The organism is Pseudomonas sp. Mn2068 (assembly GCF_049319725.1).
Lineage (GTDB): Bacteria > Pseudomonadota > Gammaproteobacteria > Pseudomonadales > Pseudomonadaceae > Aquipseudomonas > Aquipseudomonas gingeri.
Map to the genome: position 1 here is coordinate 140,873 of NZ_JBMOUG010000003.1, position 22,753 is coordinate 163,625.

Here is a 22,753-nt window from a genome sequence, read left to right on the forward strand (position 1 = left end):
ATGATCGTTCCCACGCTCCAGCGTGGGAAGGCCTCACTGGACGCTCCGCGTCCGCTCTGCAGGTGACGCGGAGCGTCAGGGCTGCATGCCCACGCAGAGCGTGGGAACGATCAATCAAAGGGCCGAGCCAACCGTGAGGCGCTGGCCATCAGGGCCGCGCATTGAGCTGCTGCTGCAGGTTCTGGATCTGGCTTTGCAGCGTGTTGATATTGCGCGTGACCTGACCACGGAAGGCATCGAACTCCGCCGTGCTGGCGCCCTGTCCGGCGGCGGCCTGGCGATTGTCCTGCTCGCTCTTGAGCACGATCATGTCCTGCTCCAGGCGCTCCACGGCCGCGCTCGGATTGCCCTGCTTCTTCAGCGCGGCGATATCGGCGGCGTGGCTCCTGACCTCGGCATCGAGCTTGCCGGCATCCGCCTGGGCCGCCTTCAGCGTCGCCAGGTCCGCCACCAGGCTCTTGACCTGGGCCTGCAACTGGCCATTGGCACTCTGCAGGTCGCTGGTCTGCGCGGTCATCTGCTGCAGGCGCTGCTCCAGCCCGGTCTGCTGGCCGGCGACGCCCTGCTGTTGCTTGCCCTGCTCCAGCAACTTGCCCTCCAACTGCTTGACCTGCAACTTCAACGCCTCACTGTCGCTGTTGACGTTGGACTCAGTCGCCACCACCTTGCCGGAAATCGCCTGCAGGCGCCCGGCCGCGTCCTCGCTGATGCGCGCAAAACTCTCCTGGGTGGCAACCAGTTGCTGCTCCATCAGCGAGATCTGCTGGAAGCTCCACCAGGCCAGCCCGGCAAAGGCAAAGAACAACGCCCCCACCAGCGCCCACAACGGACCGGTACTCGGCCCCTTGACCTTGACCACCGGGGTGCTGCGCGACGCCACCTTGGTGCGCTCGCGGGCAGCCGGGGTCACCGGGAAGTCATCGTCATCGCCCACGTCGGCACGCAGGCTCGGTACATCATCGAAATCGTCGTTGGCATCGTTGCGCATGAAAGAACCTTTGCGGACCACATTGATGGCGAAATGCGCCGAGTATAAACCCGTTACCCGCCGCTCTGATCGACTCTGAACCCGGCACTCGGTTCAGTCCTGGTCACTGAATGTTTCACCGGGCAGCCGGTTCCTGGGCCTGCCACCAGTGGCAGAACTCATCCAGTGCCGCCCACAGGCTGACCTTGGGCTCGTACCCCAGATAATGCCGTGCCCGGCTGATGTCCAAGGTGAAATCTTTGTTCATCACCTGCATCCCGAGTCGCGACAGGGTCGGCTCCGGGCGTCCCGGCCACAGCGCACAGGCCGCTTCGTTCAGCGCCGCGACGCTGTAGGCCAGGCCATAGGAGCGATAGCGCGTGACCTGCGGCACCTGCATCCGGCGCATCACGTAGTTCACCACGTCCCACAGCGGCACCGGCGTACCGTTGCTGATGTTGTAGACCTTGCCCAGGGCCGAGCCACTGGCTTGCAGGCAGCTCAACAGGGCGTCGTTGAGGTTCTGCACACTGGTGAAGTCGACCTTGTTCAGGCCGTTGCCGACAATTGCCAGGCGGCCCTTGCGCTGCATCTTCAGCAGGCGCGGGAAGATGCTCATGTCGCCGGCCCCGGTGACAAAGCGCGGACGCAGGGCGAGGGTCTCCAGGCCGAACTCCTGCGCGCCGAAGACCTTCTGCTCGGCGAGGAACTTGGTCGCCGCATAGGGATGCCGGAAGCGCTTGGGCACCTGTTCCTCGGTCAGTTCCAGGTGCGAGCGGCCGTCGAAGTAGACCGAAGGCGAGGACAGGTGGACCAGGCGTCGCACCTGCTCCTTGAGGCAGGCCTCGACGACGTTTTCGGTGACCAGCACATTGCCCTGGTGAAAATCCTGGTAGCGCCCCCACAGGCCGACGGCACCGGCGCAATGCACCACGACCTCGACATCGCGGCACAGGTCGCGCACCAGTTGCGGGTCGCCGAGGTCGCCCTGGATAAACTCGGCGCCACGGCGTACCAGATGCTCGACGCTCTCGGCCCGGCGGCCATTGACCCGCACGTCATAGCCCTGCTCCAGGGCGCAACGCGCGAAGCGTCCGCCGATAAAGCCGCTTGCGCCAGTGACCAGAATTTTCATGTCGTGCTCCAAATGCCTTGATTCGTCTTGCCTGCTACTTAAACGCTGCCCGTCACGCCAGAGGCACCAGCCATTGCGCCGCCGAACGCGCCAGGTGCTCGGTCAAGCGCCCCAGCAACTGACCGCCATTGCGCCAATGATGCCAGTACAAGGGCACATCGACCGGTTTATCTGGAATCAACTCCACCAGCCGACCCCGCGCCAACTGTTCGCGCACCTGCAATTCGGGGACCAGGCCCCAGCCCAGTCCCGCCTCGTTGAGACGCAGAAAACCTTCGGCGGACGGACACAGGTGGTGCTCGAAACCGCCCTCCACGCCCAACGCGGCGAGATAGCGATGTTGCAGCAGGTCGTCCGGACCGAATACCAGCGCCGGCGACTGTGCCAGCGAGCGGGCGTCGACGCCGTCGGGGAAATGCCGGGCGACAAATGCCGGGGTCGCCAGTGCCCGGTAGCGCATGGCCCCGAGCAACAGGCTGCGGGCACCGGCGATCGGCCGCTCGCTGGCACAGACACAGGCCGCCACTTCACCGGCGCGCATGCGCTTGAGGCCGACGGTCTGGTCTTCCACCACCAGATCCAGCAACAGGTGGTGAGCGACACAGAAGTCACCCACCGCCTCGGCCCACCAGGTCGCCAGGCTGTCGGCGTTCAGGGCGATACGCAGGCGATCCGGCAGCCCTTCTTCGTCCAGTGCCGGCACCTGGCCCTGCAGGTCGCGTTCGAGCAGGCGCACCTGCTGCACATGATTGAGCAGACGCCGGCCGATCTCGGTCGGCGACGGCGGCGTCGCGCGCACCAGCACCGGCTGGCCCACCCGCGCCTCCAGCAACTTGATCCGCTGGGAGATCGCCGACTGGGACAAGCCCAGCACCTGTGCCGCCCGCTCGAACCCGGCCTGTTCGACCACGGCGGCCAGGGCGGAGAGCAATTTGTAGTCGAACATCAGTTTTCCTAATGAGCGATCATCAATATTGGTTTCTCTTATACAGGATCCCCCGGGAGAATGCCCGCCAGTACTCTTTGAATGAAGGACAGTGCAATGGCTGGCGAAACCTCCCTGGCAATCCTGCTGCGCAGCATGAGCCCCCACCTCAATGACGGCGACTATGTGTTCTGCTGCATCGCCGACGCCGCCGTGCTCCAGGGTCGCGAGCCCATCGGCAGCTTTCGCGAGCGCGAGGGCCTGACGGTGATTCTCCGCCGTGAAGACGCCGAGGCGCTGGGCCTGCCCTTCGACTACCGCGCGGCCTGGATCACCCTGAACGTGCATTCGGCCCTGGAAGCCGTCGGCCTCACCGCCGCCTTCGCCGGCGCGCTGGGCAAGGCCGGTATCAGTTGCAACGTGATCGCCGGCTACTACCACGATCATCTGTTCGTCGGCCGCGACGACGCCGAGCGCGCCATGTCCGTGTTGCAGGACCTGGCCCACCAGGGAGCATGACCCTCATGTGGCAGAGTTATGTGAACGGCCTGCTGGTCGCGGCCGGACTGATCATGGCCATCGGTACGCAGAATGCCTTTGTCCTGGCCCAGAGCCTGCGCCGTGAACACCACGTGCCGGTCGCGGCCCTGTGTGTCGCCTGCGATGCGCTGCTGGTGGCAGCGGGTGTGTTCGGCCTTGCGACGGTGCTGGCCCACAACCCGACGCTGCTGGCGATCGCCCGCTGGGGCGGCGCCGCCTTCCTGCTCTGGTACGGCAGCCTGGCCCTGCGCCGCGCCTGCTCGCGGCAAAGCCTGCAACAGGGCCAGGGCCAGACCGCGCGCTCGTTGCGTGCCGTGCTGCTCAGCGCCCTGGCGGTGACCTTGCTCAATCCCCACGTGTACCTCGACACCGTGCTGCTGATCGGCTCCCTCGGCGCCCAGCAGACCGAACCCGGGGCCTATGTGGTAGGTGCCGCCAGTGCGTCGTTGCTGTGGTTTTTCACCCTGGCCCTGGGCGCGGCCTGGCTGGCCCCGTGGCTGGCGCGCCCGGCGACCTGGCGCATCCTCGACCTGCTGGTGGCGGTGATGATGTTCAGCGTGGCGGGCCAACTGATCGGCAGCGCCTGATATCGCCAGGGGCTTTTATTCCAAAAGGCTCTGGAACCTCTATCCCACACAGTTGTTGCGTGGTTAAGCCGCAACCCCGGTGCTATGATCGGAAACCTGCGCCGCAAGGGGTACAAACTCCACGGCGCATAGTTTGGCCGCCCGTGATCGGCCTTGCGCTCACCGCAACTGACCTGATTAGGAGAATAACCATGGCTTTCGAATTGCCACCGCTGCCCTACGCACACGATGCCCTGCAGCCGCACATCTCCAAGGAAACCCTGGAGTTCCACCACGACAAGCACCACAACACCTATGTCGTGAACCTGAACAACCTGGTGCCAGGCACTGAGTTCGAAGGCAAGACCCTGGAAGAAATCGTCAAGTCTTCCTCGGGTGGCATCTTCAACAACGCCGCTCAAGTCTGGAACCACACTTTCTACTGGAACTGCCTGGCGCCAAACGCCGGCGGCCAACCTACCGGCGCACTGGCCGAAGCGATCAACGCTGCGTTCGGTTCGTTCGACAAGTTCAAGGAAGAATTCACCAAGACTTCCGTCGGCACCTTCGGTTCCGGCTGGGGCTGGCTGGTGAAGAAGGCTGACGGTTCCCTGGCCCTGGCCAGCACCATCGGCGCCGGCAACCCGCTGACCAGCGGCGACACCCCGCTGCTGACCTGCGACGTCTGGGAACACGCCTACTACATCGACTACCGCAACGTGCGTCCGAAGTATGTCGAAGCGTTCTGGAACCTGGTGAACTGGAAATTCGTCGCCGAGCAGTTCGAAGGCAAGACCTTCACCGCTTGAGACTGAATCACGCTTGAGAAAGAACCCGGCCTGGCCGGGTTTTTTTATGCCCCGCGGACGCCCCCGTGACCACGGGCGCCCACGACCGATTGTCCCTTGCCCCAACGCCACCAGGGACTACGCTGAATAATCCGCTAAATTGAATGACACCGCCTCAAGTTACGCGGCGCTGCTACGACACAGTACCTATGGCCTGAAAAGGTTCGAGAAGCACATTTCGGCCAAGCCCTAGCATGGATCATCCCCGGTCGCATTGTCCCTTTGACTGCCGGGGCCGGATTGCCAATACTCATGGCAACTTGATGCTACCCGCACGGAACAAGGAATAGCCCTTTGAAGCTGGAACTCAAGAACAGCTTGTCGGTGAAGTTGCTCCGGGTCGTGCTGCTGTCGGCACTGATTGTCGGCGTGGTACTGAGCTGTGCGCAGATCGTCTTCGACGCCTACAAGACCCGCCAGGCGGTCGCCGGTGACGCCCAGCGAATTCTCGACATGTTCCGCGACCCCTCGACCCAGGCCGTCTACAGCCTCGACCGGGAGATGGGCATGCAGGTGATCGAAGGCCTGTTCCAGGACCGCTCCGTGCGCATGGCCTCCATCGGCCACCCCAACGAAGCCATGCTCGCGGAAAAATCCCGCGACCTGCAGACCTCCTCCAGCCGCTGGCTCACCGACCTGATCCTCGGCCAGGAACGCACCTTTACCACGCAACTGGTCGGTCGCGGCCCCTACAGCGAGTATTACGGCGACCTGAGCATCACCCTCGACACCGCCACCTACGGCCAGGGCTTTATCATCAGTTCGGTGATCATCTTCATCTCCGGCGTGCTCCGGGCCCTGCTCATGGGCCTGGTGCTGTACCTGGTCTATCACTGGTTGCTGACCAAGCCGCTGTCGCGAATCATCGAGCACCTGACCAATATCAACCCGGATCGTCCGGCCGCGCACCAGTTGCCCTTGCTCAAGGGCCACGAAAAGAACGAACTGGGCATCTGGATCAACACCGCCAACCAGTTGCTGGCCTCGATCGAACGCAATACCCATTTGCGCCATGAAGCGGAAAACAGCCTGCTGCGCATGGCCCAGTACGACTTTCTCACCGGCCTGCCCAACCGCCAGCAATTGCAGCAGCAACTGGACAAGATCCTCACCGACGGCGGGCGCCTGCAACGCCGGGTCGCGGTGCTGGTGGTCGGCCTCGATGACTTCAAGGGCATCAACGAACAATTCAGCTACCAGGCCGGCGATCAACTGCTGCTGGCCCTGGCCGATCGCCTGCGCGCCCACAGCGGTCGCCTCGGCGCCCTGGCGCGCCTGGGTGGCGATCAGTTCGCCCTGGTCCAGGCGGATATCGAACAGCCCTACGAGGCCGCCGAACTGGCGCAAAGCATCCTCGATGACCTGGAGGCGCCGTTCGCCCTCGACCACCAGGAAATCCGCCTGCGCGCCACCATCGGCATCACCCTGTTCCCGGAAGATGGCGACAGCACCGAAAAGCTGCTGCAGAAAGCCGAACAGACCATGACCCTGGCCAAGACCCGCTCGCGCAACCGCTACCAGTTCTATATCGCCAGCGTCGACAGCGAAATGCGCCGCCGCCGGGAACTGGAAAAGGACCTGCGCGACGCCCTCAACCGCAACCAGTTCTACCTGGTCTACCAGCCACAGATCAGCTACCGCGACCACCGCGTGGTCGGCGTCGAGGCATTGATCCGCTGGCAGCACCCGGAACACGGCCTGGTGCCGCCGGACCTGTTCATCCCGCTGGCCGAGCAGAACGGCACCATCATCGCCATCGGCGAGTGGGTGCTGGACCAGGCCTGCCGGCAATTGCGCGAATGGCACGACCAGGGCTTCAGCGACCTGCGCATGGCGGTCAACCTGTCCACCGTGCAGTTGCACCACGCCGAGCTGCCGCGGGTGGTCAACAACCTGCTGCAGATGTACCGCCTGCCGCCGCGCAGCCTGGAACTGGAGGTCACCGAGACCGGCCTGATGGAAGACATCAGCACCGCCGCCCAGCACCTGCTGAGCCTGCGTCGTTCCGGCGCGCTGATCGCCATCGATGACTTCGGCACCGGTTATTCGTCGCTGAGCTATCTCAAGAGCCTGCCGCTGGACAAGATCAAGATCGACAAGAGCTTCGTCCAGGACCTGCTGGACGACGATGACGACGCGACCATCGTGCGGGCGATCATCCAGTTGGGCAAAAGCCTGGGCATGCAGGTCATCGCCGAAGGGGTGGAAACCGTCGAGCAGGAGGCCTACATCATTTCCGAGGGTTGCCATGAAGGCCAGGGCTATCACTACAGCAAGCCGCTGCCGGCGCGCGAGCTGAGCGCCTATCTCAAGCAGGCACAACGCAGCAACGCGGCGATCCTGTGATCCGGATCGTTCCCACGTTCTGCGTGGGAATACCTGACTGGACGCTCTGCGTCCGCTTCAGATCTGTGACGCAGAGCGTCACGGGCTGCATTCCCACGCACGGCGTGGGAACGATCAGTAAACATTACTAAATATTTCAATAACTAAATCTTTACTCAAATGCAACTCTTTCGCATCATGTGCCGGTTTTGCGTGTCCCCGCGCGCGCCCGTCCAACCTCTCGAAGCAGGATATTCGCCATGATTCGTATGCCTCTGGCCACCGCCAGTCTGTTGGCCATTGCCATTGCCCTCGCCGGCTGCGGCGACAAGGACAAGGAAAAAACCGCCGCCGCCACGCCGACACCCGCCGCCACCACCGCCGCGGCCACACCGGCCAGCGACGCCGCCGGCAAGGTTGACGAAGCCGCCGGCAAGGCCGTGGTCGCGCATTACGCCGACATGGTCTTCGCCGTCTACAGCGATGCCGAATCCACCGCGAAAACCCTGCAGAGCGCTGTCGACGCGTTCCTCGCCAAGCCGGACGCCGACACCCTGAAGGCCGCCAAGGCCGCCTGGGTCGCCGCTCGCGTGCCGTACCTGCAGAGCGAAGTGTTCCGCTTCGGCAACACCATCATCGACGACTGGGAAGGCCAGGTGAACGCCTGGCCACTGGACGAAGGCCTGATCGACTACGTCGACGCCTCGTACGAGCACGCGCTGGGCAATCCGGGGGCCACCGCCAATATCATCGCCAACAAGCAGATCCAGATCGGCGAAGACAAGGTCGATGTGAGCGAGATCACCCCGGAAAAACTCGCCGGCCTGAACGAACTGGGCGGTTCCGAAGCCAACGTCGCCACCGGCTACCACGCCATCGAATTCCTGCTCTGGGGCCAGGACCTGAACGGCACCGGCCCGGGCGCCGGCAACCGTCCGGCGTCGGACTACCTGGAAGGCGCCGGTGCCACCGGAGGCCATAATGATCGTCGTCGGGCCTACCTCAAGGCCGTGACCCAGCTGCTGGTCAACGACCTGGAAGAAATGGTCGGCAACTGGAAGCCGAACGTGGCCGACAACTACCGCGCCAGCCTGGAAGCCGAGCCGGCGGAAAGTGGCCTGCGCAAGATGCTGTTCGGCATGGGCAGCCTGTCCCTCGGCGAACTGGCGGGTGAGCGCATGAAGGTATCCCTGGAAGCCAACTCGCCGGAAGACGAGCAGGACTGCTTCAGCGACAACACCCACAACTCGCACTTCTACGACGCCAAGGGCATCCGTAACGTCTACCTGGGCGAATACACCCGCACCGACGGCACCAAGCTGACCGGCCCGAGCCTGTCTTCGCTGGTGGCAAAAGCCGATCCGGCCGCCGATACAGCGCTCAAGGGCGACCTGGAAGCGACCGAAGCGAAGATCCAGATCATGGTCGACCACGCCAACAAGGGTGAGCATTACGACCAGTTGATCGCCGCCGGCAACGACGCGGGCAACAAGATCGTCCGCGACGCCATCGCCGCGCTGGTCAAGCAGACCGGTTCGATCGAACAGGCCGCCGCCAAGCTGGGCATCAGCGACCTGAACCCGGACAACGCCGATCACGAGTTCTGATCTGCACTCGGCGCAAGACTTGTGGGAGCCGGCTTGCCGGCGATGAGGCCGGCAAGTCTTGCATCGATCTTGCGGACGCCATCGCCGGCAAGCCGGCTCCCACAGGGGTCGGTTTGCAACGAAGAACCTGCTGCAGATCAGGCAAATGCCGATTGCGCTGATTCCATACACCCTGGCCTGATAAACTTCGCGCCCTGTCTTGAAGCCTGCTCCGGATGCCGATGCCCTCGCTGCCCCTCCGCCTGTCGTCGTTGCTCCTGGTCCTGGGCCTGAGCGCCTGCGATGACGCGCCGCGCTTTACCAAGCCCGAGCCCGGCGAGGCACGTTCAGGTGGCAGCACCACCGTGCGCAAGACCGATCGCAATGCCTTTTCCCTGCCGGCGGCCAACCTGTCGCCAACCCGCCGCCTGGAATTCAGTGTCGGCAACAGTTTCTTCCGCAGCCCCTGGGTGATCGCCCCTTCGACCACCACCGCACGCGACGGCCTGGGCCCGCTGTTCAACACCAACGCCTGCCAGAACTGCCATATCAAGGACGGCCGCGGCCACCCGCCGGAACCCGGCTCGGACAATGCCGTGTCGATGCTGGTACGCCTGTCGATCCCCGATGCCCCGGCCTATGCGCGCCTGATCGAGCAACAGGGCGCGGTCCCCGAACCGGTCTATGGAGGCCAGTTGCAGGACATGGCGATTCCCGGCGTCACCCCGGAAGGCAAGGTGCGGGTCGAATACGATCCCGTGCCGGTACGGTTCAAGGACGGCAGCGAAGTCGAACTGCGCAAGCCGCGCCTGCTGATCACCCAGCTGGGCTACGGCCCGATGCATCCGGACACGCGTTTTTCCGCCCGCGTCGCCCCGCCGATGATCGGCCTGGGCTTGCTGGAAGCCATTCCCGAGGAAGCCATCCTCGCCAATGCCAGGGAGCAGCAAGGCTACGGCGTCGCCGGCCGGCCGAACCGGGTCTGGGACGATGCCCTGCAAAAGACCGTGCTGGGACGTTTTGGCTGGAAAGCCGGGCAACCGAACCTCAATCAACAGAATGTTCACGCGTTTTCTGGTGATATGGGCCTGACCACGACCCTGAGACCCTTCGATGACTGTACTGCGAGCCAGACCGCCTGCCGCACAGCTCCTAATGGCAACGGCGCGGACGGCGAACAGGAAGTCAGCGACAATATCCTGCGCCTGGTGCTGTTCTACACCCGCAACCTGGCGGTGCCGGCCCGACGGGACGTCGGTGCGCCGCAAGTGCTGGCCGGCAAGAACCTGTTCTACCAGGCCGGCTGCCAGGCCTGTCATACGCCCCAGTTCACCACGGCGACCACAGCGGTCGAGCCCGAGCTGGCCGGCCAGGTGATCCGCCCCTACAGCGATCTGCTGCTGCATGACATGGGCCCTGGGCTGGCGGACAACCGCAGTGAGTTCCAGGCCGGTGGCCGCGACTGGCGCACCCCGCCGTTGTGGGGGATCGGCCTGACCGCCACCGTCAGCGGCCACACCCAGTTCCTGCATGACGGCCGCGCCCGCAACCTCATGGAAGCGGTGCTCTGGCATGGCGGCGAAGCCTTGCCGGCCCAGCAACGCGTGTTGTCGTTCAATGCCGAACAGCGTGCCGCGCTGCTGGCTTTCCTGAATTCCTTATAAGATTTCTCTAAAAGAGAGGACACGGACATGTTCCGCCCCAAACTGTTGTTCACCAGCCTCGCCGCCCTCGCCCTCGGCGCCTGTTCGCCGCAGGACCCGCAGGCCGTGACCTCGGCCGCCATCGCCAAGCAGGTGATCCTGCCGACCTACAGCCGCTGGGTCGAGGCCGACCGCCAACTGGCGATCAGCGCCCTGGCCTTCTGCCAGGGCAAGGAGAGCCTGGACACCGCCCGCGCCGATTTCCTCCATGCGCAGAAAGCCTGGGCCGAGTTGCAGCCCCTGCTGATCGGCCCGCTGGCCGAAGGCAATCGTTCCTGGCAGGTGCAGTTCTGGCCGGACAAGAAAAACCTCGTGGGACGCCAGGTCGAGCAACTGGTCACCGCCCAGCCGCAGGTCGATGCCGCCGCCCTGGCCAAATCCAGCGTGGTGGTCCAGGGCCTGTCGGCCTATGAATACATCCTGTTCGACAGCAAGATCGACATGGCCGACAGCGCCCAGAAAGCCCGTTACTGCCCATTGCTGACAGCCATCGGCGAGCGCCAGAAAACCCTCGCCGAAGAGATCCTGTCGAGCTGGAACAGCAACGACGGCATGCTCGCGCAGATGAGCAAGTTCCCGAACCAGCGCTATGCCGATTCCCACGAAGCCATCGCCGATCTGCTGCGGGTCCAGGTGACAGCGCTGGATACCCTGAAGAAGAAGCTCGGCACACCGATGGGCCGCCAGACCAAGGGCATCCCGCAGCCGTTCCAGGCCGACGCCTGGCGCAGCCAGTCGTCGCTGCAAGGCCTGGAGGCCAGCCTGGCCGCTGCCCGCACCGTCTGGGTCGGGGTCGACAACAAGGGCCTGCGCGGCCTGCTGCCGGCCGAGCAGAAGCCGCTGGCCGACAAGATCGACGCCGCCTATGCCGCGTCCCTGAAGCTGTTCGCCAGCAACCAGCGCTCGCTGACCGACATGCTCGGCGACGACGCCGGGCGCCAGCAGCTCAACGACCTCTATGACAGCCTCAACGTCGTCCACCGCCTGCACGAAGGCGAACTGGCCAAGGCGCTGGGCATCCAACTGGGCTTCAATGCCAACGACGGTGACTGATGATGTTGCGACGCCAGGCCCTGACCCTCGGTAGCCTCCTGCTCAGCGCGATCACCCTGGGTGGCTGGACCCTGTTCCGACAAAAAGGCAAAAGCCCGCTGCTGCTTTCCGCCCGCGATGACAGCGAGGGCGGACACTACGCCGTGGGCTATCGGCTGGATGGCAAGCAGGTCTTCGCGACCCGGGTCGGCCAGCGTTGCCACGACATCATCAATCATCCGACCCTGCCCCTGGCGCTGTTCGTCGCGCGTCGCCCCGGTACCGAGAGCTACCTGGTCGACCTGCGCGACGGGCGCCTGCTGCAGACGATCGTCTCGCAGCCGAACCGGCACTTCTACGGCCACGCGGTGATCCACAAGAGTGGCGACTGGCTGTATGCGACCGAGAACGACACCCGCGATCCGGGCCGTGGCCTGCTCGGCGTGTACAGGTTCGAAGGAGAGCGGCTGGTGCACAGCGGGGAAATCTCCACCCATGGCATCGGTCCGCACCAGGTGTCGTGGATGCCCGACGGCGAGACCCTGATCGTCGCCAACGGCGGCATCCGCACCGAGGCCGAAAGCCGGGTCGAGATGAACCTCGACGCCATGGAGCCGAGCCTGGTGCTGATGCGGCGCGACGGCACCCTGCTGAGCAAGGAAACCCTGGCCCAGCAGATGAACAGCGTGCGCCATCTCGGCGTGGCCAGCGACGGCACCATCGTCGCCGGCCAGCAATTCATGGGACCGTCCCACGAATCGTCGGAACTGCTGGCGATCAAGCGCCCCGGCCAGCCCTTTGTCGCTTTTCCGGTGGCCGAGCAGCAGTTGCAAGCCATGGGGCACTACACCGCCAGCGTCGCCGTGCACAGCGAGCTGCGCCTGGTGGCGCTGACCGCGCCGCGGGGCAACCGGTTCTTTATCTGGGACCTGGACAGCGCCGCGCTGCGCCTGGATGCGCCGCTGCCGGATTGTGCCGGGGTCGGCGCGGTCGCCGATGGTTTTGTCGTCACGTCAGGACAGGGCCGCTGCCGTTTCTACGATTGCCGCCGGCAAGAACTGAGCGCGCAACCACTGGATCTGCCCGCGGGGCTCTGGGACAACCATCTGCACCTGGCGTAGACCTCGCGGGCCTCTTCGTCGCAACGCCGCCCAGGCCAAGCCCACTCCCACAAGTGTCATGTCGTACGCAAAGTGTGCATACGACGCTACCCCTGTGGGAGTGGGCTTGCCCACGAAGACGTCGGCACAGCCCCCCTTCTCAAGCCACGGTATTGGCGTAATATCTGACGGTATAGTTGCATGGCGACGCCTGGGTGCGGGCAGTATCGTGCTGGGCGGTTGTTCGACCTCCCTCTAGCCTCGTCTTCCAAGGAACCGGAATATGCTGCGTCGCCGCATGCTGATCATGTTGGGTATCGTCCTCCTGGTCGTACTGGCACTTGCCGGTTACAAGGCCTTCTCGATCTACAGACAGATCCAGGTATTCGCCGCGCCCAAGCCACCGATCAATGTCGCGGCCGTCACCGCGAGCGCGCAGCCCTGGCAGAACCGCCTGCCCTCGGTGGGCACGCTCAAAGCCCTGCAAGGGGTCAACCTCAGCCTGGAGATCGCCGGGACGGTCAAGGCCGTGCAGTTCGAGTCGGGGCAGAAGGTCAAGACCGGGCAACCCATCGTCCAGCTCGACAGCGATGTAGAAAGCGCCCTGCTGGAAACCGCCCAGGCCGACCTCGGGCTGGCGCAACTGGACTACGGCCGCGGCGCCCAACTGGTCGGCAGCCAGGCGATTTCCCGGGGCGAGTTCGACCGGCTCTCGGCGGTGCTGCAAAAGAACAAGGCCACGGTCAATCAGCTCAAGGCGGCCCTGGCGAAGAAAAAGATCGTCGCGCCCTTCAGCGGCACCATCGGTATCCGCCAGGTGGATGTCGGCGACTACCTCGCCAGCGGCACGGTGATCGCCACGCTGCAGGACCTGAGCAGCCTGTATGTCGATTTCTATGTCCCCGAGCAGTTCGTGCCCAAGCTGGCGGTCGGCCAACCACTGCAATTGAGCGTGGGCGCCTACGCCGGGGAAAACTTCCCCGGCAGCCTCAGCGCCATCAATCCCAAGGTCGATGAAACCACCCGCAACGTGCTGGTGCGCGCCACCCTGGCCAACCCCGACGGCAAGCTGTTGCCCGGCATGTTCGCCAATCTCCAGGTGCTGCTGCCCGACCCGCAGTCCTATGTGGTGATCCCGGAAAGCGCGGTCGCCTACACGCTCTACGGCAACTCGGTGTATGTCGTGACACAGAAGAAGGCCGAGGACGGCAGCCTCGAAAAGGCCCCCGACGGCCAGCCGGTGCTGATTGCCGAGCGGCGCTTCATCGAAACCGCCGAACGCCGTGACGGCCTGGTGAAAGTCATCAAGGGGCTCAAGGACGGTGAGCAGGTGGTCAGCGGCGGCCAGCTGAAACTGGACAATGGCGCGCACATCGCCATCAGCGCGGACAAGACGGCACCGGCGGCGAACCCGCCCGCTCCGGCGAACTGATCAGGGAGTCGAGCATGGCCTTTACCGATCCGTTCATCCGTCGCCCGGTGCTTGCCAGCGTGGTCAGCCTGCTGATCATCCTGCTGGGGTTCCAGGCCTACAGCAAACTGCCGCTGCGCCAGTACCCGCAGATGGAAAACGCCCTGATCACGGTGACCACCGCCTACCCCGGGGCCAATGCCGAGACCATCCAGGGCTATATCACCCAGCCGTTGCAACAGAGCCTGGCGAGTGCCGAGGGCATCGACTACATGACTTCGGTCAGTCGGCAGAACTTCTCGGTGATCTCGATCTACGCCAGGATCGGCTCCAACAGCGACCGGCTGTTCACCGAGTTGCTGGCCAAGGCCAACGAGGTCAAGAACCAGTTGCCGCAGGACGCCGAGGACCCGGTGCTGAGCAAGGAAGCCGCCGACGCCTCGGCGCTGATGTACATCAGTTTCTTCAGCGACCAGTTGAGCAATCCGCAGATCACCGACTACCTGTCGCGGGTGATCCAGCCCAAGCTGGCGACCCTGCCGGGCATGGCCGAGGCGGAAATTCTCGGCAACCAGGTGTTCGCCATGCGCCTGTGGCTGGACCCGGTGAAGCTGGCCGGGTTCGGCCTGAGCGCCGCGGACGTGACCAACGCCGTGCGCCGGTACAACTTCCTGTCCGCCGCCGGCGAGGTCAAGGGCGAGTACGTGGTGACCAGCATCAACGCCAGCACCGAGCTGAAATCCGCCGAGGCCTTCGCGGCGATTCCGCTCAAGACTTCCGGTGACAGCCGGGTCCTGCTCAGCGACGTGGCGCGGGTGGAGATGGGCGCGGAAAACTACGACACCGTCAGTTCCTTCGGCGGCACGCCATCGGTGTATATCGGCATCAAGGCCACCCCCGGCGCCAACCCGCTGGATGTGATCAAGGAAGTGCGCAAGATCATGCCGGAGCTGGAAGCGCAGCTGCCGACCAACCTCAAGGCGGAAATCGCCTATGACGCTACCCTGTTCATCCAGGCGTCGATCAACGAAGTGGTGAAGACCCTCTTCGAAGCCGTGTTGATCGTGATAGTGGTGGTGTTCCTGTTCCTCGGTGCCCTGCGCTCGGTGGTGATCCCGGTGATCACCATTCCGCTGTCGATGGTCGGCGTGCTGTTCTTCATGCAACTGATGGGCTATTCGATCAACCTGCTGACCCTGCTGGCGATGGTGCTGGCCATCGGCCTGGTGGTGGACGATGCGATCGTCGTGGTGGAGAACATCCACCGCCATATCGAGGAAGGCAAGACACCGCTGGACGCCGCCCTCGAAGGCGCGCGGGAGATCGCCGTGCCGGTGGTGTCGATGACCATCACCCTGGCGGCGGTCTACGCCCCCATCGGCTTCCTGCAGGGCCTGACGGGTGCGCTGTTCAAGGAGTTCGCCCTGACCCTGGCGGGGGCGGTGGTGATCTCCGGGGTGGTCGCCCTGACGCTGTCGCCGATGATGTGCGCCCTGCTGCTGCGCCACGATGAAAACCCGTCGGGCCTGTCGCACCGCCTCGACCAGTTGTTCGAGCGCCTGAAGCGGCGCTACCAGAAGATCCTCCACGGCACCCTCAACACGCGGCCGGTGGTGGTGGTCTTCGCGATCATCATCCTGTGCCTGATTCCGCTGTTGTTGAAGTTCACCCAATCGGAACTGGCGCCCAACGAGGACCAGGGCATCATCTTCATGATGGCCACCGCACCGCAGCCGACCAACCTGAACTACCTGAACACCTACACCGACGAGTTCATCACGATCTTCAAGGAGTTCCCGGAGTACTACTCATCGTTCCAGATCAATGGTTTCAACGGCGTGCAGTCGGGGATCGGCGGCTTCCTGCTCAAGCCCTGGAACGAGCGCAAGCGCACGCAGATGCAGATCCTCCCCGAGGTCCAGGGCAAGCTGGCGGGCATCACCGGGTTGCAGATCTTCGGCTTCAACCTGCCGTCGCTGCCGGGTACCGGCGAGGGCCTGCCCTTCCAGTATGTGCTCAATACACCGAACGACTACAGCGCCCTGCTGGACGTCGCCGGCCGGATCAAGAAACGCGCGCTGGAGTCCGGCAAGTTCGCCTTTCTCGATATCGACCTGGCCTTCGACAAGCCGGAAGTCGTGGTCGATATCGACCGGGCCAAGGCGGCGCAGATGGGCGTCTCGATGCAGGACCTGGGCGGCACCCTGGCGACCCTGCTCGGTGAGGCGGAGATCAACCGCTTTACCCTGGAGGGTCGCAGCTACAAGGTGATCGCCCAGGTCGAACGCGCCTATCGGGACAATCCCGACTGGCTGAACAACTATTACGTGAAGAACAGCGAAGGCAAGCTGCTGCCGCTGTCGACCCTGATCAAGGTCTCGGACCGCGCCCGTCCCCGCCAGCTGAACCAGTTCCAGCAACTGAACTCGGCGATTATCTCCGGGGTGCCCATCGTCAGCATGGGCGAAGCCATCGCAACCATTCGCCAGATCGCCGCCGAAGAGGCACCCGTGGGGTTTGCCAGCGACTATGCCGGCGCCACGCGTCAGTTCGTCCAGGAAGGCAGCGCCTTGTGGGTCACCTTCGGCCTGGCCCTGGCGATCATCTTCCTGGTGCTGGCCGCGCAGTTCGAGAGTTTCCGCGACCCGCTGGTGATCCTGGTGACGGTGCCCCTGTCGATCTGCGGCGCACTGATCCCGCTGTTCCTCGGCTGGTCGAGCATGAACATCTACACCCAGGTGGGCCTGGTGACCCTGATCGGGCTGATCAGCAAGCACGGGATCCTGATCGTCGAGTTCGCCAACCAGTTGCGCAAGGACAAGGGGTTGTCAGCCCGCGAAGCCGTCGAGGAGGCCGCGGCGATCCGCCTGCGTCCGGTGCTGATGACCACGGCGGCGATGGTGTTCGGGATGGTGCCACTGATCCTCGCCAGCGGCGCCGGGGCAGTCAGTCGCTTTGATATCGGCACGGTGATCGCCACCGGGATGTCGGTGGGAACGTTGTTCACGCTGTTCGTACTGCCATGCGTGTACAGCCTGCTGGCGAAGAAGGACTTGTAGGAGCCGGCTTGCTGGCGATGGCGTCCGGATGGACACAGCAAGGCTCAAGGGCCTCATCGCCGGCAAGCCGGCTCCCACAGTTTTTTTGGCAGGACGATATTTTGCCGTGAGGCACCTATTGTAGGAGCCGGCTTGCTGGCGATGGCGTCCGGGTGGACGCAGCAAGGCTCAAGGGCCTCATCGCCGGCAAGCCGGCTCCCACAGTTTTTTGGGCAAGGCGATATTTTGCCGTGAGGCACCTATTGTAGGAGCCGGCTTGCTGGCGATGGCGTCCGGATGGACGCAGCAAGGCTCAAGGGCCTCATCGCCGGCAAGCCGGCTCCCACAAGGTCCGTGCAGGTATTGGTCGCCGCTCCGTTACTGGAACAACGACTCGCTGGACAGGCCGTTCTTCTCGAGGATCTCGCGCAGGCGCTTGAGACCTTCGACCTGGATCTGCCGCACCCGCTCACGGGTCAGGCCGATCTCCAGGCCAACGTCCTCCAGCGTGCTGCTCTCGTGGCCGCGCAGGCCGAAGCGGCGTACCACCACCTCGCGCTGCTTGTCGGTCAGCTCGGACAGCCACTGGTCGATACTCTGGGACAGGTCGTCGTCCTGCAACAGCTCGCAGGGATCGGTCGGCCGGTCATCCGTCAGGGTATCGAGCAACGTCTTGTCCGAGTCCGGGCCGAGGGAGACGTCCACCGAGGAGACCCGTTCGTTCAGGCCCAGCATGCGCTTGACCTCCCCGACCGGTTTTTCCAGCAGGTTGGCGATCTCTTCGGGGGACGGTTCGTGATCGAGCTTCTGGGTCAGCTCGCGGGCCGCCCGCAGATAGACGTTGAGTTCCTTGACCACATGAATCGGCAGGCGGATGGTCCGGGTCTGATTCATGATCGCCCGTTCAATCGTCTGTCGGATCCACCAGGTGGCATAGGTTGAAAAGCGGAAGCCGCGTTCCGGGTCGAATTTCTCGACCGCCCGGATCAGTCCGAGGTTGCCCTCTTCGATCAGATCCAGCAGGGAAAGCCCACGATTGACATAACGTCGGGCGATTTTCACCACCAGGCGCAGGTTGCTTTCGATCATGCGCTTGCGTCCGGCCGGATCGCCGCTTTGCGACAGACGCGCAAAATGGACTTCTTCTTCCGGGGACAACAAAGGGGAGAAACCGATTTCATTGAGGTACAACTGGGTCGCGTCCAGGGCCCGGGTGTAGTCAATGTACTTGTGCTGTTTGAGCGCAGCAGCGTTTTTGGTCTTGGCACGAACTGGGGGTGGAGAACTGTCGTCCTCCGGCATCATATCCATGACAATGTCGGAGTCCATAAGGAGCACCTCATCGTCGATGTCAAACCCCGGCGCTTCTTTACTGAGAGCCATTGTTATAGTCCTTTGGTGAGTTCGACCTCAAGCTCAAGCGGCGCCTTTATCCTTGGCAACGCTGGAGCCTGTTCCCTCTACGTCATGAGAACAGGCTGGTAAACGGATCAACGACGCGGCAGGAATTGCAATGGATCTACGGGCTTGCCCTGGCGGCGAATCTCAAAGTGCAGTTTCACCCGGTCTGTACCAGTTGATCCCATCTCGGCAATTGTCTGTCCGACTTTGACCTGCTGCCCCTCCCGAACCAACAGCCGACGGTTGTGACCGTAGGCACTGACGTAAGTATCGCTGTGTTTGATGATGACCAGCTCGCCGTAGCCCCGCAACCCACTCCCGGCGTAAACCACTGACCCATCAGACGCAGCTAAAACAGGCTGTCCCAAATCCCCGGCGATATCAATACCTTTATTCAAACTACCGTTTGAAGAGAATTTTCCAATCAAAACGCCGTTCGAAGGCCATGCCCAGCCCTTCGGCGCGGGCCCTGGCGGCAGTGTCGGCGTGGCCGCGGCGGGCGGTGCCGGGGCCGCCGCGGGCGTCCCGGCAGCCGTCGCCGGACGCCGGGTAACCGTGGTTTTGCTGAAGGATGAACTCGACGATGTGGTGGTCGTCGACGTCGCCACCGCCGGCGTTGAATTTGAACGACTGTCGAAGCGAATCGCCTGACCGACGTGAATGGTGTAGGGCTCGGGAATATTGTTGCGCGCGGCCAGGGCTTTCCAGTCCCAGCCGTAGCGAAAGGCGATCGAGAACAAGGTATCGCCCCGAACCACCACGTGCTGGCCGGTGGTGGTCATCGGTCGTTGCGGTGCGGCACTGGCAGGGCTGCTCGCGTTGCCATTGCGATCCACGACGCGCACGCCGTTCTTCGAAGCACTGGAGCAACCAGCCAGTAAAGCACTGAGGGCAAGACCGATCATCAGGCGCTGAACGCTTGTTTTACCCATACGCTGCCGAATGACTGTGAGACTCACCCGCCGCTCCCTTTGTGTTGGCTGAAATGAATATAGAGTGCCCGTACAGGCGGTCGTGTGCGCAAGTATAACTGGCCGTTGGAATTTTACGGACAGCAAAGCCCGATAAGCGACTCTCTTGTACGGTTCGACAGTGAAACTCGACACACTTTTAAACACATACTGTCTGCAAGGTCCGGCCCTATGACCGACAACGTTCAACAGAATTCAGCGTGCCGCTTAAACAAATGCAACAAATGCTCAGGCCAGGGGCCCGTTGAGCAACGGCACGAAACGTACCGCCCCCAGTACATGCCGGGAAAATCCATGTTCCTCGCGCACGATCAGCATCAGTTGCTGGACTTCACCCGCCCCGACCGGAATCACCAGGCGCCCGCCCGGAGCCAGCTGGTCAAGCAGCGCCTGGGGAACATCGGTGGCCACGGCGGTGACGATAATGCCGTTGTACGGAGCCAATGCCGGCCAGCCTTCCCAGCCATCGCCCCAGCGGAATACCACGTTGCGCAGGTTGAGTTCGACCAGGCGCTCCTTGGCACGGTCCTGCAGGACCTTGATCCGCTCGACCGAAAACACCCGCTCGACCAGTTGCGAAAGGACGGCGGTCTGGTAGCCGGAGCCGGTGCCGATCTCCAGCACCTTGTCCAGCGGCCCCGCCTCCAGCAGCAGCTCGCTCATGCGCGCCACCATGTAAGGCTGGGAGATGGTCTGGTTGTGGCCGATCGGTAGCGCGGTGTCTTCGTACGCACGGTGAGCCAGCGCTTCGTCGACGAACAGATGGCGCGGGGTCCGGCGGATCACTTCCAGCACCTGGGCGTTGGACAGGCCTTCTTCGTAAAGCCGCTGGATCAGGCGCTCGCGGGTTCTCTGCGACGTCATGCCGATTCCGCCGCGCAGCAAATCGTTTTCACGCGCCATCAGGCAAGCCCCTCCAGCCAACCGTCGAGGCTACTGAAGGCATCGTTGAACGTGCGGTCCAGTTGCAGCGGTGTCACCGAAACGAAGCCTTGCATCAGCGCGTGGAAATCCGTGCCCGGACCACCGTCCTCCACATCGCCGGCCGCGGCGATCCAGTAGCCGGCCTTGCCCCGTGGGTTGACCTCGAGGATCGGCTTCGCCGCCCGGGCCCGGTGGCCCAGGCGGGTCAGCTGGATACCACGGATATGCTCCAGCGGCAGGTTCGGTACGTTGACGTTGAGCACCGTGCGCGGTGGCAGGCGCAACCCTTCATGAGCCTCTACCAGCAAGCGCGCGAAATGCGCGGCGGTCGCCAGGTTATCGAGCTGGCGCGAGGCCAGCGAGAAGGCAAACGAGGTCCGCGCGAGGAAACGCCCTTCGAGCGCCGCGGCGACCGTGCCGGAGTACAGCACGTCATCGCCCAGGTTGGCGCCCAGGTTGATACCCGATACCACCATGTCCGGCTCCTGCTCCAGCAGGCCGTTGAGCCCCAGGTGCACGCAATCGGTAGGCGTCCCGTTGAGGCTGATGAAGCCATTGGGCAAGGTGTGTGGATGCAGCGGACGATCGAGGGTCAGCGAACTGCTGGCACCGCTTTTGTCCTGGTCCGGGGCAATCACCCGGCACTCGGCATAATCCGCCAGCGCAGCATGAAGCGCGGCGAGACCGGGTGCAAAAACCCCATCGTCGTTGGAAATCAGAATACGCATGAGCTGTCCGTCTGCCCTACCGGCACCAGATCAACGAGCTCGCGCACCAGAACAGTGGCGAAGCATCCGGCCGGCAGGACGAATTCCAGTTGCAGAATGTCAGGCTCGGGATAATGCCACGTCAGCCCGCCAATGGGCAGCCGCAGGATGCGACGTTCGTGCTCCATTCCCGCCTTCACCAGCCATTGGCACAGGTCGGCTTCACGGGCGGCGACGGCCTGCTCCAGTTCGAAGGTCGCGCCGGTCGCCGGCGACGGCCCTTCGCCCCACTGCGGACCGGTCGGGTGCAGGTCGAGAATCGCCAGGCGCGGATCGCCGCACTCGGCTTCGCCGGCCGGGAAAAAACTGCGGCTGTCGGTGAAGGCCAGCAGGTCGCCGACCTGGGCACGATTCCAGCTGCCGTCGGCGACCCGCGCCGCCAGCACCTGGTTGAACAGGTAGCTGCGGGCGGTGGACAGCAGCCGCGAACGCACATTGCGTTGCTCGGGCAGGGCCTGGCGGGCGGCGTAAGTGCGCGCCTCGCCGAGGTTGCCGCCCTGGTGGCCGAAGCGCTGGGCGCCGAAATAGTTGGGGATACCCTGCCGGCTGATCTGCTCGAGACGTTGCTGCAGGCCGTCCTTGTCCGCCGCCAATTGGCTCAGGCGCAAGGTGAAACCGTTGGCCGCATGGGCTCCGCGTTGCAACTTGCGCTTGTGGCGCACGCTCTTGAGGATCTGCAGGGTATCGTTCTGCGCCGCGCCCATGTCCGGGTCGGCCTTGCCCGGCAGCTGGATGCTGAACCATTGCCGGGTGAGCGCCTGGCGGTCCTTCAGGCCCGCGTAGCTGACGGTACGCAAGGGGACGCCGGCCGCCTTGGCCAGGCGCCGGGCGGCTTCCTCGGTGTTCAGGCCTCGTTTTTCGACCCACAACCACAGGTGCTCGCCGTCGCCGGACAAGGGGATGTCGAGGACTTCATCGACCTGGAAATCCTCCGCGGTGGCCTTGAGCACCGCACGGCCCAGGGCATCACCATGGGCACGGGGGCCCAGCAGTTCCAGTTCCGTCATGCGCGCAGCAACAAGGCAACGGAATGCACCGCGATGCCTTCTTCCCGCCCGGTGAAGCCGAGCTTTTCAGTGGTGGTGGCTTTTACGTTCACTTGATCCAACTCAACTTCAAGATCCGCGGCGATCAGCGCGCGCATCGATTCAATATGCGGGGCCATTTTCGGCGCCTGGGCAACGATGGTGTTGTCGACATTGCCGACCTTCCAGCCCTTGGCCTTGAGCAGCGATACCACGTGGCGCAGCAGCACGCGGCTGTCGGCACCTTTATAGGTGGGATCGGTGTCCGGGAAATGTTTGCCGATGTCCCCCAGTGCCGCCGCACCCAGCAGCGCGTCACTCAGGGCATGCAGCAACACGTCGCCGTCGGAGTGAGCCAGCAATCCGTGGTGGTGTGCGATCCGCACGCCGCCCAGAGTGATGAAGTCGCCTTCGGCGAAACGGTGCACATCATAGCCGTGGCCAATACGCATAAAAAAACGCCCCGATTTAGTCAGGGCGTGATTCTAC

At 63.8% G+C, this 22,753-nt stretch carries 19 protein-coding genes; 10 read left to right on the forward strand and 9 right to left on the reverse strand.

From position 1 onward, the window contains the following. Positions 1–148: 148 nt before the first annotated feature. From ACL9RJ_RS08660 to ACL9RJ_RS08670, 3 genes are all read right to left on the reverse strand, one after another. Positions 149–988 (reverse strand): ATPase, encoded by an 840-nt coding sequence (locus tag ACL9RJ_RS08660; protein WP_177085749.1) that lies wholly within the window; start codon positions 986–988, stop codon positions 149–151. Positions 989–1,103: 115 nt separating this feature from the next. Beyond that, a complete protein-coding gene (locus ACL9RJ_RS08665) occupies positions 1,104–2,102 on the reverse strand; it encodes an NAD-dependent epimerase/dehydratase family protein (protein WP_017125970.1) in 999 nt (332 codons plus the stop codon). Positions 2,103–2,154: 52 nt separating this feature from the next. Further along, positions 2,155–3,048 (reverse strand): LysR family transcriptional regulator ArgP, encoded by an 894-nt coding sequence (locus ACL9RJ_RS08670; protein ID WP_017125971.1) that lies wholly within the window; start codon positions 3,046–3,048, stop codon positions 2,155–2,157. A 96-nt stretch (positions 3,049–3,144) separates the two neighbouring features. Between ACL9RJ_RS08670 and ACL9RJ_RS08675 the strand changes: the two genes are divergently transcribed. The 10 genes from ACL9RJ_RS08675 (at position 3,145) to ACL9RJ_RS08720 (ending at position 17,197) form a co-directional block, all read left to right on the forward strand. Continuing rightward, positions 3,145–3,546 carry an ACT domain-containing protein gene (locus ACL9RJ_RS08675; RefSeq protein WP_017125972.1) on the forward strand — a complete coding sequence of 134 codons (402 nt, stop codon included), beginning with the start codon at positions 3,145–3,147 and terminating at the stop codon, positions 3,544–3,546. A 5-nt stretch (positions 3,547–3,551) separates the two neighbouring features. After that, a complete protein-coding gene (locus tag ACL9RJ_RS08680) occupies positions 3,552–4,154 on the forward strand; it encodes a LysE/ArgO family amino acid transporter (RefSeq protein ID WP_017125973.1) in 603 nt (200 codons plus the stop codon). Between the two features lie 191 nt (positions 4,155–4,345). Further along, entirely contained in the window at positions 4,346–4,942 is a 597-nt protein-coding gene (locus ACL9RJ_RS08685; protein WP_017125974.1) for a superoxide dismutase, read from the forward strand. Positions 4,943–5,275: 333 nt separating this feature from the next. Beyond that, positions 5,276–7,327: a putative bifunctional diguanylate cyclase/phosphodiesterase gene (locus tag ACL9RJ_RS08690; protein WP_017125975.1), complete on the forward strand. Its 2,052-nt coding sequence runs from the start codon at positions 5,276–5,278 to the stop codon at positions 7,325–7,327. A 239-nt stretch (positions 7,328–7,566) separates the two neighbouring features. Further along, entirely contained in the window at positions 7,567–8,913 is a 1,347-nt protein-coding gene (locus ACL9RJ_RS08695; RefSeq protein ID WP_103032823.1) for an imelysin family protein, read from the forward strand. Positions 8,914–9,134: 221 nt separating this feature from the next. Continuing rightward, positions 9,135–10,556 (forward strand): di-heme oxidoredictase family protein, encoded by a 1,422-nt coding sequence (locus ACL9RJ_RS08700; protein ID WP_042935349.1) that lies wholly within the window; start codon positions 9,135–9,137, stop codon positions 10,554–10,556. Between the two features lie 27 nt (positions 10,557–10,583). After that, positions 10,584–11,648, forward strand: a complete 1,065-nt coding sequence (locus ACL9RJ_RS08705) for an imelysin family protein (RefSeq protein ID WP_017125977.1) — start codon at positions 10,584–10,586, stop codon at positions 11,646–11,648. Between the two features lie 2 nt (positions 11,649–11,650). Next, complete coding sequence (locus ACL9RJ_RS08710) at positions 11,651–12,748, forward strand: DUF1513 domain-containing protein (protein WP_177106567.1); 1,098 nt, start codon at positions 11,651–11,653, stop codon at positions 12,746–12,748. Between the two features lie 262 nt (positions 12,749–13,010). Next, positions 13,011–14,159 (forward strand): efflux RND transporter periplasmic adaptor subunit, encoded by a 1,149-nt coding sequence (locus ACL9RJ_RS08715; protein WP_422765142.1) that lies wholly within the window; start codon positions 13,011–13,013, stop codon positions 14,157–14,159. A 14-nt stretch (positions 14,160–14,173) separates the two neighbouring features. Next, positions 14,174–17,197 (forward strand): multidrug efflux RND transporter permease subunit, encoded by a 3,024-nt coding sequence (locus tag ACL9RJ_RS08720; RefSeq protein WP_177119720.1) that lies wholly within the window; start codon positions 14,174–14,176, stop codon positions 17,195–17,197. Positions 17,198–17,554: 357 nt separating this feature from the next. Here ACL9RJ_RS08720 and rpoS read toward each other — a convergent pair whose 3' ends face one another. The 6 genes from rpoS to ispF all read right to left on the reverse strand — a co-directional run bounded on the left by rpoS (position 17,555) and on the right by ispF (position 22,716). Beyond that, on the reverse strand, positions 17,555–18,559 hold the full coding sequence (rpoS, locus tag ACL9RJ_RS08725) for an RNA polymerase sigma factor RpoS (RefSeq protein WP_017127149.1): 1,005 nt from the start codon (positions 18,557–18,559) through the stop codon (positions 17,555–17,557). A gap of 107 nt (positions 18,560–18,666) precedes the next feature. Next, positions 18,667–19,536 (reverse strand): peptidoglycan DD-metalloendopeptidase family protein, encoded by an 870-nt coding sequence (locus tag ACL9RJ_RS08730; RefSeq protein ID WP_422765143.1) that lies wholly within the window; start codon positions 19,534–19,536, stop codon positions 18,667–18,669. Positions 19,537–19,776: 240 nt separating this feature from the next. Beyond that, the gene (locus tag ACL9RJ_RS08735) at positions 19,777–20,412 is read right to left on the reverse strand and encodes a protein-L-isoaspartate(D-aspartate) O-methyltransferase (RefSeq protein WP_161796107.1); all 636 of its coding nucleotides are present in this window, start codon (positions 20,410–20,412) and stop codon (positions 19,777–19,779) included. A 38-nt stretch (positions 20,413–20,450) separates the two neighbouring features. Continuing rightward, complete coding sequence (gene surE / locus ACL9RJ_RS08740) at positions 20,451–21,200, reverse strand: 5'/3'-nucleotidase SurE (RefSeq protein ID WP_017127145.1); 750 nt, start codon at positions 21,198–21,200, stop codon at positions 20,451–20,453. Beyond that, positions 21,188–22,246, reverse strand: a complete 1,059-nt coding sequence (gene truD, locus ACL9RJ_RS08745) for a tRNA pseudouridine(13) synthase TruD (RefSeq protein ID WP_017127144.1) — start codon at positions 22,244–22,246, stop codon at positions 21,188–21,190. The genes surE and truD overlap by 13 nt, the downstream gene beginning before the upstream one ends. Then, positions 22,243–22,716 (reverse strand): 2-C-methyl-D-erythritol 2,4-cyclodiphosphate synthase, encoded by a 474-nt coding sequence (gene ispF, locus ACL9RJ_RS08750; RefSeq protein WP_177063321.1) that lies wholly within the window; start codon positions 22,714–22,716, stop codon positions 22,243–22,245. The genes truD and ispF overlap by 4 nt, the downstream gene beginning before the upstream one ends. Positions 22,717–22,753 lie beyond the last annotated feature (37 nt).

What these genes read in the sequence shown, in the direction of transcription:
- ACL9RJ_RS08665 (WP_017125970.1), bottom strand. Translation starts at nt 2,102, where the DNA reads ATGAAAATTCTGGTCACTGGCGCAAGCGGCTTTATCGGCGGACGCTTC.
- truD (WP_017127144.1), bottom strand. Translation starts at nt 22,246, where the DNA reads ATGACGGAACTGGAACTGCTGGGCCCCCGTGCCCATGGTGATGCCCTG.
- ACL9RJ_RS08685 (WP_017125974.1), top strand. Translation starts at nt 4,346, where the DNA reads ATGGCTTTCGAATTGCCACCGCTGCCCTACGCACACGATGCCCTGCAG.
- ACL9RJ_RS08670 (WP_017125971.1), bottom strand. Translation starts at nt 3,048, where the DNA reads ATGTTCGACTACAAATTGCTCTCCGCCCTGGCCGCCGTGGTCGAACAG.
- ACL9RJ_RS08720 (WP_177119720.1), top strand. Translation starts at nt 14,174, where the DNA reads ATGGCCTTTACCGATCCGTTCATCCGTCGCCCGGTGCTTGCCAGCGTG.
- ACL9RJ_RS08675 (WP_017125972.1), top strand. Translation starts at nt 3,145, where the DNA reads ATGGCTGGCGAAACCTCCCTGGCAATCCTGCTGCGCAGCATGAGCCCC.
- rpoS (WP_017127149.1), bottom strand. Translation starts at nt 18,559, where the DNA reads ATGGCTCTCAGTAAAGAAGCGCCGGGGTTTGACATCGACGATGAGGTG.
- ACL9RJ_RS08710 (WP_177106567.1), top strand. Translation starts at nt 11,651, where the DNA reads ATGTTGCGACGCCAGGCCCTGACCCTCGGTAGCCTCCTGCTCAGCGCG.
- ACL9RJ_RS08705 (WP_017125977.1), top strand. Translation starts at nt 10,584, where the DNA reads ATGTTCCGCCCCAAACTGTTGTTCACCAGCCTCGCCGCCCTCGCCCTC.
- ispF (WP_177063321.1), bottom strand. Translation starts at nt 22,716, where the DNA reads ATGCGTATTGGCCACGGCTATGATGTGCACCGTTTCGCCGAAGGCGAC.
- ACL9RJ_RS08735 (WP_161796107.1), bottom strand. Translation starts at nt 20,412, where the DNA reads ATGACGTCGCAGAGAACCCGCGAGCGCCTGATCCAGCGGCTTTACGAA.
- ACL9RJ_RS08660 (WP_177085749.1), bottom strand. Translation starts at nt 988, where the DNA reads ATGCGCAACGATGCCAACGACGATTTCGATGATGTACCGAGCCTGCGT.
- ACL9RJ_RS08695 (WP_103032823.1), top strand. Translation starts at nt 7,567, where the DNA reads ATGATTCGTATGCCTCTGGCCACCGCCAGTCTGTTGGCCATTGCCATT.
- surE (WP_017127145.1), bottom strand. Translation starts at nt 21,200, where the DNA reads ATGCGTATTCTGATTTCCAACGACGATGGGGTTTTTGCACCCGGTCTC.
- ACL9RJ_RS08680 (WP_017125973.1), top strand. Translation starts at nt 3,552, where the DNA reads ATGTGGCAGAGTTATGTGAACGGCCTGCTGGTCGCGGCCGGACTGATC.
- ACL9RJ_RS08715 (WP_422765142.1), top strand. Translation starts at nt 13,011, where the DNA reads ATGCTGCGTCGCCGCATGCTGATCATGTTGGGTATCGTCCTCCTGGTC.
- ACL9RJ_RS08700 (WP_042935349.1), top strand. Translation starts at nt 9,135, where the DNA reads ATGCCCTCGCTGCCCCTCCGCCTGTCGTCGTTGCTCCTGGTCCTGGGC.